This window comes from Flagellimonas oceani (genome assembly GCF_011068285.1).
GTDB lineage: Bacteria > Bacteroidota > Bacteroidia > Flavobacteriales > Flavobacteriaceae > Flagellimonas > Flagellimonas oceani.
Genome location: NZ_CP049616.1, coordinates 1,580,055 through 1,594,355, shown reverse-complemented (window position 1 = coordinate 1,594,355; position 14,301 = coordinate 1,580,055). Strand labels below are relative to the sequence as shown.

General features: G+C 42.1%; 13 protein-coding genes. 2 read left to right on the top strand and 11 right to left on the bottom strand.

Going from position 1 to position 14,301, the window contains the following annotated elements:
* Window positions 1-51: 51 nt before the first annotated feature.
* The 11 genes from hisG to GVT53_RS07335 form a co-directional block, all read right to left on the bottom strand.
* A complete protein-coding gene (gene hisG, locus GVT53_RS07385; RefSeq protein WP_166248040.1) occupies window positions 52-909 on the bottom strand; it encodes an ATP phosphoribosyltransferase in 858 nt (285 codons plus the stop codon).
* Window positions 910-1,109: 200 nt separating this feature from the next.
* Window positions 1,110-1,925, bottom strand: a complete 816-nt coding sequence (locus GVT53_RS07380) for a prohibitin family protein (RefSeq protein ID WP_166248039.1) — start codon at window positions 1,923-1,925, stop codon at window positions 1,110-1,112.
* A 12-nt stretch (window positions 1,926-1,937) separates the two neighbouring features.
* A complete protein-coding gene (locus GVT53_RS07375; protein ID WP_166248038.1) occupies window positions 1,938-3,971 on the bottom strand; it encodes a VWA domain-containing protein in 2,034 nt (677 codons plus the stop codon).
* A gap of 4 nt (window positions 3,972-3,975) precedes the next feature.
* Entirely contained in the window at window positions 3,976-4,725 is a 750-nt protein-coding gene (gene fabG, locus GVT53_RS07370) for a 3-oxoacyl-[acyl-carrier-protein] reductase (protein WP_127136633.1), read from the bottom strand.
* 367 nt (window positions 4,726-5,092) lie between these two features.
* The gene (sucD, locus tag GVT53_RS07365; protein WP_166248037.1) at window positions 5,093-5,965 is read right to left on the bottom strand and encodes a succinate--CoA ligase subunit alpha; all 873 of its coding nucleotides are present in this window, start codon (window positions 5,963-5,965) and stop codon (window positions 5,093-5,095) included.
* A 62-nt stretch (window positions 5,966-6,027) separates the two neighbouring features.
* Entirely contained in the window at window positions 6,028-6,963 is a 936-nt protein-coding gene (gene lpxD / locus GVT53_RS07360; RefSeq protein WP_166248036.1) for a UDP-3-O-(3-hydroxymyristoyl)glucosamine N-acyltransferase, read from the bottom strand.
* 5 nt (window positions 6,964-6,968) lie between these two features.
* Window positions 6,969-7,535 (bottom strand): elongation factor P, encoded by a 567-nt coding sequence (gene efp / locus GVT53_RS07355; protein ID WP_166248035.1) that lies wholly within the window; start codon window positions 7,533-7,535, stop codon window positions 6,969-6,971.
* Window positions 7,536-7,539: 4 nt separating this feature from the next.
* A complete protein-coding gene (gene lpxA / locus GVT53_RS07350) occupies window positions 7,540-8,325 on the bottom strand; it encodes an acyl-ACP--UDP-N-acetylglucosamine O-acyltransferase (protein WP_108246092.1) in 786 nt (261 codons plus the stop codon).
* Window positions 8,326-9,738 carry a bifunctional UDP-3-O-[3-hydroxymyristoyl] N-acetylglucosamine deacetylase/3-hydroxyacyl-ACP dehydratase gene (locus GVT53_RS07345; protein ID WP_166248034.1) on the bottom strand — a complete coding sequence of 471 codons (1,413 nt, stop codon included), beginning with the start codon at window positions 9,736-9,738 and terminating at the stop codon, window positions 8,326-8,328.
* Entirely contained in the window at window positions 9,719-10,756 is a 1,038-nt protein-coding gene (lpxD, locus tag GVT53_RS07340) for a UDP-3-O-(3-hydroxymyristoyl)glucosamine N-acyltransferase (RefSeq protein ID WP_166248033.1), read from the bottom strand. Before lpxD (GVT53_RS07340) ends, GVT53_RS07345 begins: the two co-directional genes overlap by 20 nt.
* A gap of 23 nt (window positions 10,757-10,779) precedes the next feature.
* Window positions 10,780-12,003: an HD domain-containing protein gene (locus GVT53_RS07335; protein ID WP_166248032.1), complete on the bottom strand. Its 1,224-nt coding sequence runs from the start codon at window positions 12,001-12,003 to the stop codon at window positions 10,780-10,782.
* Between the two features lie 37 nt (window positions 12,004-12,040).
* On the opposite strand from GVT53_RS07335, the gene porX reads away from it, so the two are divergent.
* Complete coding sequence (gene porX, locus GVT53_RS07330; RefSeq protein WP_166248031.1) at window positions 12,041-13,585, top strand: T9SS response regulator signal transducer PorX; 1,545 nt, start codon at window positions 12,041-12,043, stop codon at window positions 13,583-13,585.
* Between the two features lie 7 nt (window positions 13,586-13,592).
* Complete coding sequence (gene tsaE / locus GVT53_RS07325; RefSeq protein ID WP_166248030.1) at window positions 13,593-14,009, top strand: tRNA (adenosine(37)-N6)-threonylcarbamoyltransferase complex ATPase subunit type 1 TsaE; 417 nt, start codon at window positions 13,593-13,595, stop codon at window positions 14,007-14,009.
* Window positions 14,010-14,301 lie beyond the last annotated feature (292 nt).

Below are 14,301 nucleotides of genomic sequence, written 5' to 3'. Positions count from 1 at the left end.
TAAGGTCCCCTCAAGGGGACAATTATTCATTAAAACCTTATCTGTCATTGTTTACAATACCATTTTTTCGATAGGACACACCAAAATTCCTTCTGCACCTGCTTGTTTCAGCTCATCGATCACTTCCCAAAACGTTTCCCGGTTGATTACGGTGTGCACCGAGCTCCAGCCCTCTTCCGCCAAGGGCAAGACCGTAGGGCTACGCATCCCTGGTAAAATAGAAATAATTTTGTCCAATTTATCGTTCGGAGCGTTCATCAACACATATTTGTTCTGACGCGCTTGAAGCACGGATTTGATCCTGAACTGGATTTTCTTCAACAGCTCTTTACGTTCCTCTGAAATGGTTGGCGATACGGCAAGAACCGCCTCGCTTTTCAACATCACTTCCACTTCCTTCAAATTATTTTTGAAAAGCGTACTGCCACTGGAGACAATATCACAGATTCCGTAAGCTAAGCCAATGTTGGGGGCAATTTCCACAGAACCATTGATAATGTGCAAATCGGCCGTCACTCCTTTGGATGCCAAATATTCCTTGACGGTATTCGGATAGGAAGTGGCAATCTTTTTACCTTCAAAGTCCTTGATGGAATTGTAGGTCTCGTTTTTCGGAACGGCCAAGGATACACGGCATTTGGAGAAATTCAAACGTTCTGCAATAGAGATGTCCTTTCCTTTTTCAATCAAAACATTTTCTCCGATTATGGCAATGTCCACTACCCCATCCCGCAAATATTGAGGGATGTCACCATTCCGGAGGTAAAACACCTCTAAAGGAAAATTACGGGAAGTCGCTTTTAATTGGTCTTTTCCATTGTCGATGGAAATACCGCAATCTTTTAAAATGGCGAGCGAATCCTCATTTAATCGGCCACTTTTTTGAACAGCAATTCTAATTTTTGTCATTTTTCAATCGTTTTGTCTGAAAAACCAAAGGGGTACAAAAAATAAACCCGTTTGATTTCTCAAACGGGTTAGAATATATTTTTAAAAACAACAATACATTTCTATCTCGCTTGAGGGCAAGTATAAAAATGATGATGTGTGTTTTTGTTTCTCATTATGCTTCAAAAGTAGGATATATTTTTATATCAAAAAAGGGAAATTTAGTTATTTCCCAAAATTAATGGCAACCCACTTTCACCAGACCCTACGACCACAATTTTGGCATTTGGTGATTCCGATAGTTTCAAGGTTGCATCTATACCTTTGTCCTGCAATATTTTATCCGTTAAAGATGCACTCAAAATTCGGTTCGCATCTGCCTTACCTTGGGCTTCAATACGGACTTTTTCTGCTTCTTTTTCAGCGGTCACCAATCTAAATTCGTACTCCAACGACTGTTGCTCTTGCTTTAATTTACGCTCAATGGCATCCTTAATTGTGGGCGGCAACGTAACATCTCGTACCAGCACCTCATTTAATTGAATGTATTGGTCTGCCACAATTTTTTCCGTTTCCTCAAAAATTTCTTGTTGGATGGCATCTCGTTTGCTTGAGTACAATTGCTCCGGGGTATACCTGCCCACTACACTACGCGCGGCTGAGCGGATGGCCGGAAGCAGCACACGCTCGATATACTGTTCGCTTTTCTCCTGATGCAATTTTCCAAGCTCATTATATTCGGGTTGAAACCAAACGGACGCTTCCAATTTAATGTCCAATCCGTTGGATGAGAGTACGTTCATTTTTTCCAAGCGTTCCTGTTGGCGAACTTCATAAATGTAGACCTTGTTCCAAGGCGCCACCAAATGAAAACCTTCTCCCAATGGCGGTTCGTCCGTAACCACACCACCACCAAAATATTTATACAAAACTCCAGCTTCACCGGAGCCAATGGTCACGGTTGACCTTGATGCAAAAATGATGAGAAAAATAATTCCTGCTAAAGCAGGCAAAGCAATTTTTGGTAATTTATCCATTTGTATTTTGATTTAAATTAATCCATTATATTTTCTGATGAACCATTCCGCTGCAAGCGAAAGAATGATGAGTCCGAGCAAAATACGGAAATCTATTAAAGATACAATATTATCCCTGCTCTTTTGAACAGGAAGAAATTCTTCGCCCGTAGCCAAGTCATTTTGAAGGGTTTCAATACCGTCCAAGTAGTAGATTTGACCTCCATTTTTCTGCGCCAATCGCTGCATTTTTTTGTAATTGGCGGAAATCAACTGTTTTTCTGGATTGAAGTCCAAAATCCGGAATGTCCCAGACCTTTTCAGGTTTTCATCTTGAACGGTTACGGTAAAATTATATTCCCCAGCCTGCAAATCGCTTAGGTCCACTTCATAAAACGAACCTTTTAAAAGTACGGGGGACACTCTGGAAAAATCAGTATCCTTGCCTTCTATTTTTATGGAAATACTGGCATTCGGGTCAAACTGGTAACTTTCATCAAAATAAGAAGCTCTTATCTTGGCCATACTGGCATTGTCAAAAACCAACTCGTAATCAAGTTCCAATCGGTTCCGCTGTCTATCGGAGCCCAAATACACCATTAAATTTCCAATGAAATCATCAAACTTTTGAAAACTTTGGTCGTTTCGGTACACCTGTGCCCGCCAGCGCCATATATCTTCTCCAAAAAGCACCGCCTCTTTTTGATTGGCCTCTGTGAGAATGGCAAACAAAGGTTTGTCCAAATTGATGCCCTGCAACTGCTGGAACATCAGTATTTCACTATCCTTATTCAGTTGGATGTCGCCCAGTGTTCCTTGCAAAGGCGGAAATCCATCCACAGAAAATTCTCCAAGACCGAATAAACCAAAGGCGTTGTTTAAAACAGGCAGTATATCTTCTGGTTGTCTGCTTCCAGAAACTTTAAAACTCTCTTGTGCCCTATTTAAGTAGTTCCAATCCGTTTTGCTTCCTGTGATGGTGAAGTAATTGGCACCAGAATTTTCCAGAAACTCATAAACACTCCGAAAATTTCGATTGGGTTGATACAGTATTGTAAGGTCGGATTCTTGGAGTTCTGACTGACTGATATTGGGTTTTAGCAGGGTAACGGAGCGCTGTTCGTTCGATTCGATGGACTTTTTTAAGGCCCCAATATCGGGATGCAGCATATCCGAGACAATGGCCACATTGGTTTTTTCATCAATAACTTCAATGGCCGTTTCTTTGACGTTATTCGCTGTATTTCGTTCATTTTCCAGCTTGCCGACCTCAATTTTGATGGTTTTGATGCCCACGCTTTGCGCCTCGACCAAGGTATTTAGGGTTTGACTGTTCTTTGTGCCATCTAGATTTATTTTTTCTTGATGCACCCTGCTACCGTTGATGGAAATCGTAACCGTGCTTGAGATAGGTCTTGAACCTTGATACCGAATGGAGGTCTCAATGGGAAAACTGTTCCGTAAAAAGGCAAATTTGTTGACGTTGATGAGTCCAATGGAAACATCTTCATATTGTGTGGTATCGCCAACCACAACTGGGTTTACCGTAGTATTTTCATTTAGTGTGACATACTCAAAATCCCTGCCCAGGGTTTGATTCCCATCTGAAAACAGGACAATCGCATTGTTTCCGTTTACAAAAACATCATTCAACGTAGAAAGTGCATTGGAAATATCGGTATTTCCTTGATCAAATCGAATGGTATCGGTAGCAGTAATGGTGTTTCCAAACCCATATTGATGAATGGTAAAACGCTCACTTATGGCATCATTCTGACGGATTTGTGCAATGGCTTGGGCAATCTCGGTTTCGGAAGAAGCATCTTTCATCGAGGTGGAATTGTCCACAAGCAAAATCAAGTTTGCTTTTTCAACAAAATAATCCTTGCTGATAAACTTTGGGTTTATCAAAAGCAAAAGGCCGCAAAACAAGGTAACAAACCTTAATGCGGCCAATATAATTTTAAGTGAACCCTTTTTAGGGTTTTTATAGAAGTATTGAAAATAGACAAGGGTAAGCGCGGCAGCAACTGCTAACAAAATAAGAAGTACCGTGCTCAATTCCATTCATTTAGGTTAACATTCCACCATCAACATTCAATACCTGTCCTGTGACGTAGTCGGATAGGTCCGATGCCAAAAATACGCAGGCATTGGCCACGTCTTCGGGGCTTCCGCCGCGTTTCAATGGAATACCTTCTCTCCAACCTTGAACCGTTTTTTCGTCCAGTTTTTCGGTCATTTCGGTTTCAATGAAACCTGGGGCAATGGCGTTGCAACGGATGTTCCTAGATCCCAATTCCAAGGCCACGGACTTGGTAAAACCAATCATCCCTGCTTTGGAAGCTGCGTAGTTCGTCTGTCCGGCGTTGCCTTTTACACCAACCACACTGCTCATATTGATAATGGAGCCTTTGCGCTGCTTCAACATCGTACGTTGCACTGCTTTGGTCATATTGAAAACGGATTTTAGGTTGATTTCGATGACTTTGTCAAAATCATCTTCTCCCATTCGCATCAATAGGTTGTCCTTGGTGATACCTGCGTTATTGATCAGCACATCGATTTTGCCGTCAAAATCTTCCAAAACCTTGGCCACAAGGGCTTCTGATTCTTCAAAACTTGCGGCATTACTTTTATAGGCTTTGGCCTTTACGCCCATTTCGGTCAATTCCTTTTCCAATTCCAAGGCAGGTGCTTCGCTGGAACTGTAGGTAAATGCCACATTGGCACCGTGTTTTGCAAATACTTCGGCAATTCCTTTGCCAATTCCCCTACTGGCTCCTGTTATGATTACGTTTTTCCCTTCCAAAAGTTTCATCTGTGGATATTTATTTGTTTTTAACTGTCAGATGCAATTCGCCAATTAACACTTCTTATTAGTGTCGAAAATTGTTATGGCTCATTTCATACAATGATTGTGTTTGAATGGTTGTTAGCCAAACATAGTTGTTGTTCATTTTGCTAAAATTCGTCATTTCGAGTGGATTTCACGACTCTAGAAGTGAAATTTATATCGAGAAAAAAAGTTCTCGATACGATTTTTCGTTCCTCAAAATCACTCGAACTGACACCTAGCGCGAGTTTTGTATTCAAAATAGACAACAGGTCAAATATAGTTGTTGTTTTATGTTTAGACGAAAAAAAATCCCGCATAAAACGGGATTTGGTATGGTTTTAACGGTCGGTTACCCAACCACTTCCTTCACTTTTACGCCAATCTCAGCGGGTGAATCCACCACGTGGATACCGCAATCGCGCATAATCTTTTTCTTGGCTTGCGCTGTATCGTCGCTACCACCTACAATGGCACCTGCGTGCCCCATCGTACGTCCGGCAGGAGCAGTTTCACCAGCAATAAAACCTACAACTGGTTTTTTGCTTCCACTTTCTTTGTACCATCTAGCGGCTTCGGCTTCCAACTGACCGCCGATTTCACCGATCATTACCACGCATTCGGTTTCTGGGTCGTTGATCAATAGCTCAACGGCTTGTTTTGTAGTGGTTCCGATAATAGGATCACCCCCAATACCGATGGCCGTTGTGATGCCCAATCCTTGACGAACGACTTGGTCAGCAGCTTCGTAAGTCAAAGTTCCCGACTTGGAAACGATGCCCACTTTTCCTTTTTTGAAGACAAATCCTGGCATAATACCAACTTTGGCTTCACCTGGGGTAATTACACCGGGGCAGTTAGGACCGATCAATGTGCAGTCCATATTCTTGATGTAATCGTTGGCTTTTACCATATCCGCAACCGGAATACCTTCGGTGATGGTAATGATCACCTTGATTCCTGCATCGGCAGCTTCCATAATGGCATCCGCAGCAAATGCGGGCGGAACAAAAATAATCGTGGTGTCGGCACCAACTTCTTTAACAGCTTCTGCAACTGTATTGAAAACTGGTTTTCCCAAATGTTCTTGACCTCCTTTTCCGGGGGTCACGCCACCAACCACGTTGGTTCCGTATTCAATCATTTGTTCGGCGTGAAATGTTCCTTCACTACCGGTAAATCCTTGTACAATTATGTTTGAATCCTTGTTTACTAAGACGCTCATATATTTAACTTAATGTAGAAATACAAAAATATGGTTTACTAAAGTTTTTTTCTATTGATTTCCTAAATCTTTTTCAGTTTTTGCAAGATTTCTGGAATCCTTTTGATGGATGCAATCTGTTTCAGTTTTTCCCTAGCTTCTTCAGCTGGGTAGCCAAAATAGGTTTTGCCTCCTTCAAGGGATTTGGAAATACCTGATTGTGCCAAAATCACTGCTTTTTTGCCAATGGTTGCCCCACTTGTGATTCCGACTTGTCCCCAAAGGGTCACCTCGTCTTCAATGATGCAGCAACCGGCAATCCCTACGTGGGATGCGATCAAACATTTTTTACCGATGACGGTATCATGACCAACTTGGATTTGATTGTCCAATTTGGCCCCTTCTTTGATCGTTGTTGAACCTGTCACGCCTCGGTCAATGGTGCATCCAGCACCGATGTCCACATTGTTTTCAACTACAACGTTTCCACCAGAAAGCAATTTATCAAAGCCTTCGGGCCTGTTTTTATAGTAGAATGCATCTGCTCCCAAAACGGTTCCTGCGTGGATGGTCACATTATCACCAAGGATACATCCGTCATAAATGGTCACATTGGGATGAATCACGCAGTTTTTACCGATTTTCACATAATTGCCGATGAATACGTTGGGTTGAATCACTGTTCCCTCCCCTATCTGAGCTGAATCAGCAATAGATGATGCCGCACTTTCAAAAGGTTTGAAATGTTTTGTCAGTTTATTGAAATCCCGAAAAGGATCATCGGAAACAAGCAAAGCTTTGCCCTCGGGACACTCGACCTCTTTGTTGATGAGCACTACGGTAGCTTTGGATTGTAGCGCCTTATCATAATATTTGGGATGGTCCACAAATACAATGTCGCCTTCTTCCACCACATGGATTTCATTCATGCCCAAAACTGGAAAATTTTCATCCCCCACGAAATCGGCATCAATGATCTCCGATATTTCCTTAAGTGTATAGGTTTTAGGAAATTTCATTAACGCTACTCTTTAGCACGTTCCAAATAAGCGCCTTTCTCTGTATCAATTTTAATCTTGTCACCTTCGTTGATGAACAGTGGGACGTTGATACTAGCACCGGTCTCAACCGTCGCAGGTTTTGTCGCGTTCGTGGCCGTGTTGCCTTTTACGCCCGGTTCTGTATGTGTCACTTCCAAAACAACACTGGCAGGCATTTCTACGGATAGCGGCATATTGTCCTCGGCATTGAAAATAATGGTCACCACTTCGCTTTCTTTCAAAAGATCGTAGGCGTCCAATGCATCCCTCTGCAAGGCAATTTGGGTGTAATCATCGGTGTTCATGAAGTGGTACGTTTCCCCTTCATTGTACAAAAATTGATAACTACGCGTTTCCACACGTACGTCTTCGATCTTATGTCCCGCAGAAAAAGTATTGTCAATGACCTTGCCTGTGGTAACGCTTTTTAATTTGGTACGGACAAATGCAGGTCCTTTACCGGGTTTTACGTGAAGAAACTCTACAATCTTGTAGATGTCGTGATTGTACCTGATGCACAATCCCTTTCTTATATCAGAAGTACTTGCCATAAATTTAATTTGAACTGAAATAACCTTTCATGATTCCACGTTGCGAATCCCTTATAAATTGAAGAATCTCATCTCGCTCCGGAGTTGCCTCCATCTCGGCTTCAATAATGGATGCCGCTTGGGAATTGTTATAATTTTGTTGATAGAGTAATCGGTAAATATTTTGAATCTCGCGAATCTTGTCGGACTCAAAGCCTCTCCTACGCAATCCAATGGAATTGATTCCCACATAAGAAAGGGGTTCCCTCGCCGCTTTTACGTAGGGAGGTACATCTTTACGAACCAAGGAACCGCCAGTTACAAAGGCGTGGTTTCCGATGGACACGAACTGGTGCACAGCTACCATTCCCGCCAAAACCACATTTTGACCTATGGTCACATGGCCCGCTAAAGTGGAATTGTTACTGAAGATGCAGCCATCGCCAACAAAACAATCGTGTGCAACATGGCAATAGGCCATAATCAAACAATTATTTCCGATTACGGTTTTCATACGGTCAGAAGTACCTTTGTTGATCGTGGCGCACTCTCTAATGGTCGTATTGTCACCAATTACAACCGTGGTCTCTTCGCCTTGATATTTTAAATCTTGGGGCATTGCGGAAATTACGGCCCCAGGAAAAATGCTGCAGTTTTTTCCGATTCGGGCGCCTTCCATTATAGTTACGTTGCTACCAATCCAAGTTCCTTCACCGATCGTAACATTGTTATGTATGGTAGTGAAGGGCTCGATCACCACATTTTTGGCAATTTTGGCTCCAGGGTGTACGTATGCTAAGGGTTGGTTCATCTAAGAATCTGTATTTTTTGTTTTTACAATCTGTGCCATAAGCTCAGCTTCGGAGACCAATTTTCCATTGGCATAGGCGTATGCTTGCATGTGACAGATCCCTCTACGGATCGGTGAAATCAAATCGCATTTAAATATGAGTGTATCGCCGGGAACCACTTGTTGCTTAAATTTTACCTTATCAATCTTCATGAAGAAAGTCAAGTAATTTTCAGGGTCTGGAACTGTACTCAACACAAGAATCCCGCCCGTTTGGGCCATGGCTTCCACCTGCAGTACTCCCGGCATAACCGGCGCACCGGGGAAATGACCTACGAAGAAAGGCTCGTTCATGGTTACATTTTTGACACCTACAACGTGCGAGTCGGAGAGTTCCAAAATTTTATCCACCAATAAAAATGGTGGGCGGTGCGGCAACCTCGCCATGATTTCGTTCACGTCCATTAGAGGCTCTTGGTTCAAATCATAGCTGGGAACTTTGTTCCTTTTTTCTATTTTGATGATTTTGGACAGTTTTTTGGCAAATTGCGTGTTCACAAAATGTCCTGGTTTATTGGCAATTACCTTGCCTCGGATACGTGTTCCTGCCAACGCCAAATCCCCTATCACATCCAACAGCTTGTGTCGTGCAGCTTCATTGGGATGATGCAAGGTTAAATTGTCCAAGATACCATTGGGCTTTACGGAGAGCTTTTCCTTTCCGAAGGCTTTCTCCAACTTCTTCATGGTAGACTCCGAAATCTCCTTGTCTACATAAACAATGGCATTATTAAGGTCACCACCTTTTATTAGGCCGTTTTCCAACAACATTTCAAGTTCATGAAGAAAACTGAATGTACGGGAATCGGCTATTTCCGTTTTAAAATCGGACATTTTTTCCAATGTCGCATTTTGTGTCCCCAAAACCTTGGTTCCAAAATCCACCATGGTGGTCACTTGGTACTCATCGGCGGGAATAACAGTAATTTCGCTGCCTGTGGCCTCATCTTTATAAGAAACCACATCTTTGACTATGTATTCCTCTCTTTCCTCTTGTTGTTCAACGATACCGGCTTCTTCCAATGCCTTCACAAAAAACTTGGAGGAACCATCCATAATCGGAGGCTCTGGAGCATCGAGTTCAATCAGTACGTTGTCGATATCCAGACCTACAAGCGCAGCAAGCACGTGTTCGGAGGTATGAATTTTGACACCGTTCTTTTCCAGATTGGTGCCCCGTTGCGTGTTTACCACGTAATTGGCATCGGCCTCGATTATGGGTTCTCCTTCCAAATCGATTCTTTGGAACGCAAAACCGTGGTTCTCGTCCGCGGGCAAAAAGCTCATGGTCACGTTTTCGCCCGTATGTAACCCTACACCTTGTAGCGTTACTTTTTTGCCAATGGTGCGTTGTTTATTGCTTGGTTTGCTCACCTTCTACTCTTTTTTCTATGTTAGAGATTTGACTTGCCAGTTTGGGCAAATTCTTAAAGTGTACATATGATTTATTGAAGTCGCCATAGTTCAACGCGGGTGAACCTTGAAGCGCTTCATCATCTTTTACGTTTCTTCCGATACCGGATTGGGCCTGGATTCGGACCCTATCACCTATGGTGATGTGCCCTACGATCCCTACTTGTCCGCCGATCAGGCAGTTCTTGCCGATTTTAGTGGAACCTGCAATTCCTGTCTGGGCCGCAATGGCCGTATGCTCGCCAATTTCCACATTGTGCGCAATCTGGATTTGGTTGTCCAGTTTTACGCCCTTTCTCAAAATTGTAGATCCTAATGTAGCGCGGTCTATGGTAGTCCCGGCGCCAATGTCCACATTATCTTCAATGATCACATTGCCCGTTTGGGGCACTTTACTGTATTCTCCATTGGAATTTGGGGTAAAACCAAATCCGTCCGCACCAATGATCGCACCACCATGGATTACACAATTGTTCCCGATAATGGTCTCCGAATATACTTTTGCCCCTGCAAAAACAATAACATTGTTGCCAATAGTCACATTATCGCCGATGTAAGCGTTCGGGTATATTTTAACGTTGTCCCCAATTTTTACATTATCGCCCAAATAAGCGAATGCGCCAAGGTAAAAACCTTCACCATATTTGGCTGTTTCGGATATGTAGCAGGGATTCTCCACCCCTACCTTATTGTTTTTTACCTGATTGTAATACTCCAATAGTTTGGAAAAGGATTTATAGGCATCCTCCACTTTTATGAGCGTTGTGGAAACGGATTGCTCCGGCACAAAATCCTTGTTTACAATAGTTATCGAGGCTTTGGTGGAATATATGTAAGAAGTGTATTTTGGATTGGCCAAAAAGGTCAACGAGCCTTTTTCCCCCTCTTCGATCTTGGACAATTTATGGACAGCGATTTGAGGATTTCCCTCAACTTCCCCTTCTAGGATTCCGGCAATTTGGGTAGCTGTAAATTTCATTGGTGCAAAAGTAACAAAATTTGTTAAACGGCTTTCTTTGGATAACAGCTGTAATATTTGGTCACGGTTTCGGCCAGTGCCTTTAGGCTAAGTTGGTCGGATTCCTTGAGTACATCTGAAATTTTCCCGTTCTTTTTCAATATTTGAATGGCCTCGTCCTTGCTATATGCCTTATTGGATATTTCTCCTTGGAATACAAAATTGGAAGCTTCCTCAACGGAAAGATCATGCTTTTTGATGATCCATTCCAACTTTTCGTTCAATTTTTCCGGGGCAATGGGCCGCTTTTTAACTTTAATGTGCAAAAGTCGCCTGTTCAATAACATTTCACATAGCTTGGACAGCACAAAATCAGTATGGAACTGCCAATTTTTGAGAGCACTAAGAATGTCAATATCATCTAACTTGGCAAATGTTTTCAAAACCTCTTTATCAAAAGTAATGGTTCCATTGTTTTTCAAGAAGAACAAAAAAGGTTCACTAGCAGTAAGTTTTTCGCCTTGTAAGAGCAGCAGTCGGGCCCTCTGCATGATCCTGACCAAAAGTTGCTCGGCCACCAAGCCCGTTTTGTGAAGATACACCTGCCAGTACATAAACCTGCGGGCCATCAAAAACTTTTCTACAGCATAAATGGCCTTTTCCTCTACCACCAAATTGCCATCAACTACGTTTAGCATGGAAATCAACCTTTCCGAGTTGATGTTTCCCTCGGTGACCCCAGAGTAAAAACTGTCTCTTTTTAAGTAATCCAAACGGTCCATATCCAACTGACTGGAGACCAGTTGGTTTAAAAAGGGTTTGGAATAATCACCTTTGAAAATGGCGATGGCCGTATCTAGCTGCCCTTTGAACTCTTTGTTCAATTCCATCATAAATTTCAGGGAGATCCGCTCATGGCTGATTTCTTTGGCCACAAAGCCTTCCAACGCATGTGAAAATGGACCGTGACCTATATCATGCAATAAAATGGCACACAATAAACCTTTCTCTTCCTCTGGGGTGATTTCTACATTTTTTAACTTTAAGACCTGAATGGCCTTCGTCATTAAATGCATGCTGCCCAACGCATGATGAAATCGCGTGTGATGCGCACCCGGGTAGACCAAATAAGACAGTCCCATTTGCGATATCCGCCTCAGCCTTTGAAAGTAAGGATGCGAGATCAGACTAAAAATTAGTTCGTTGGGAGTTCCAATAAAACCGTAAATTGGGTCGTTGAAAACATTAAGTTTATTGGTTTTTACCAAGGATTTTTGTTTTAATTCCCACAAAGATAAACACTATATGAACAAGATAACAATTCTTTGGGTCGATGATGAAATAGACCTATTAAAACCCCACATATTATTTTTAGAGAGCAAAGGCTACAAAGTTGTGACCAGCCAAAGCGGACAAGATGCCATTGAGGAGGTGACGAGCACTTTTTTTGATATTGTTTTTTTGGACGAGAACATGCCCGGGCTGTCCGGTTTGGAAACCTTGACCGAAATTAAAAAATACGACGGTTCCATTCCCGTGGTAATGATCACCAAAAGTGAGGAGGAATATATTATGGACGAGGCCATTGGTTCCAAGATAGCCGATTACTTGATAAAGCCCGTAAATCCCAATCAAATTCTTTTGTCTTTGAAAAAGAGTTTGGACAATTCCCGTTTGGTTTCAGAAAAGACCACGGCCAATTACCAACAGGAATTCCGTAAGATAGCCATGGACCTTTCTATGATCAACACACAGGAGGAATGGGTGGAACTTTACAAAAAACTGATTTATTGGGAACTGGAACTCGAACAAATAGAGGATTCTGGCATGTTCGAGATATTGGAATCCCAAAAAGTGGAGGCCAATGCACAGTTCGGGAAGTTCGTGGACAAAAACTATAAGGGCTGGTTCCAAGATGGGGATGCCCCAATAATGTCGCATACCTTATTTAAAAATAAAATTCAACCCGAACTGGATGATAGCAAGACCCTCTTGGTAGTTATTGATAATTTACGGTATGACCAATGGTTGGCTTTTGAGAAAACATTGTCCGTCCATTACAAAAAGAAACAAGAATGCGCCTATTTTAGTATTCTGCCAACGGCAACCCAATATGCCCGTAATGCTCTTTTTTCAGGATTGATGCCCTCCGAAATGGAAAAACGGTATCCAGATTGGTGGAAAAACGATACGGACGAAGGCGGCAAAAACCTGCATGAATCAGAGTTTTTGGGGGAACAACTGAAAAGATTGGGACTGAACCTTAAATGGGAATACCATAAAATAAGCAATCTTAAACAAGGGAAACAACTCGCTCAAAACTTCAAAACGCAAAAAAACAATGACCTGACCGTGGTGGTCTACAACTTTGTGGACATGCTCTCCCATTCCAAAACCGAAATGGAAGTGGTCAAAGAACTCGCCTCCAATGATAAGGCCTACCGGTCACTTACCTTGAGTTGGTTCAAAAACTCACCGTTGCTGGAAATCATTCAGCAGGCACAAGACCTTGGAATGAAATTGATTTTGACCACCGATCACGGGACCATCAATGTAAACCAGCCTTCCAAGGTCATCGGGGACCGCGAGACCAGTTTAAACTTGCGCTACAAAACCGGCCGAAGCCTCACCTATCAGGAAAAAGACGTACTGGCCACCAAAAACCCTCAGGAAATCCATTTGCCCAACATTAATTTGAGCAGCAGTTTCATTTTTGCGAAGAACGATTTGTTTTTTGCATATCCCAACAATTACAATCATTATGTGAGTTACTATCGGAATACCTATCAACATGGCGGTGTTTCTTTGGAAGAGATGATTGTTCCTTTTGTAGTTTTGGACCCAAAATAGTATTGGAGTGAAGAGAACCTTTCAATTGAACGAAATCCACCAAGTGGCCAAAGAATTATTGGAAAAAGCACCGAATAAAGTTTTGTGTCTATATGGTGATATGGGTGTGGGAAAGACCACTTTGGTCAAAGCTTTGGTGAAAGAACTTGGAGCGGTGGATGTAGCCAGCAGCCCCACTTTTGGTTTGGTAAATGAATATTCCGACGAAAATGATGCACCCTTGGCCTATCATTTTGATTTTTATAGGCTCAATGATGAAATGGAAGCTTTGGATATGGGTTTTGAAGATTATTTAAATTCCAACGCATGGTTGTTTATTGAGTGGCCGGAAAAAATACCTTCGTTGATTCCAGAGGACGCTGTGGGGGTATTCCTGCACTTTATCGAGGAAAGCACGCGTTCAATCGAGTTAAATATTTCCTAAAATGGGATTGCCATATCTTCAAACAAATTATTGCACAGAGCAACACTTTTTCGATAAAACGTTTATTTTTTAGGTTTAAAAACCATTTTTATCGATAAAACGTATGGTGGGTTGAAATATTTTCCTACATTTGCAATGTGAATTAATTCATTTATTAACCAAAAACTCTTTTACGATGAACACTAAAAAAGTTTTTTTTGGATTGCTAGCTGTTGCATTTTTGGCAATGACCGCTGTTTCAACAAGCGCTGTATCTATTGACAAAGACCAGACTACTAGCATCAGAAAAGAT

Bases quoted from the DNA above. Each gene is read 5' to 3' on its own strand.
- hisG (WP_166248040.1), bottom strand. From the start codon at position 909: ATGACAAAAATTAGAATTGCTGTTCAAAAAAGTGGCCGATTAAATGAG.
- GVT53_RS07380 (WP_166248039.1), bottom strand. From the start codon at position 1,925: ATGGATAAATTACCAAAAATTGCTTTGCCTGCTTTAGCAGGAATTATT.
- GVT53_RS07375 (WP_166248038.1), bottom strand. From the start codon at position 3,971: ATGGAATTGAGCACGGTACTTCTTATTTTGTTAGCAGTTGCTGCCGCG.
- fabG (WP_127136633.1), bottom strand. From the start codon at position 4,725: ATGAAACTTTTGGAAGGGAAAAACGTAATCATAACAGGAGCCAGTAGG.
- sucD (WP_166248037.1), bottom strand. From the start codon at position 5,965: ATGAGCGTCTTAGTAAACAAGGATTCAAACATAATTGTACAAGGATTT.
- lpxD (WP_166248036.1), bottom strand. From the start codon at position 6,963: ATGAAATTTCCTAAAACCTATACACTTAAGGAAATATCGGAGATCATT.
- efp (WP_166248035.1), bottom strand. From the start codon at position 7,535: ATGGCAAGTACTTCTGATATAAGAAAGGGATTGTGCATCAGGTACAAT.
- lpxA (WP_108246092.1), bottom strand. From the start codon at position 8,325: ATGAACCAACCCTTAGCATACGTACACCCTGGAGCCAAAATTGCCAAA.
- lpxD (WP_166248033.1), bottom strand. From the start codon at position 10,756: ATGAAATTTACAGCTACCCAAATTGCCGGAATCCTAGAAGGGGAAGTT.
- porX (WP_166248031.1), top strand. From the start codon at position 12,041: ATGAACAAGATAACAATTCTTTGGGTCGATGATGAAATAGACCTATTA.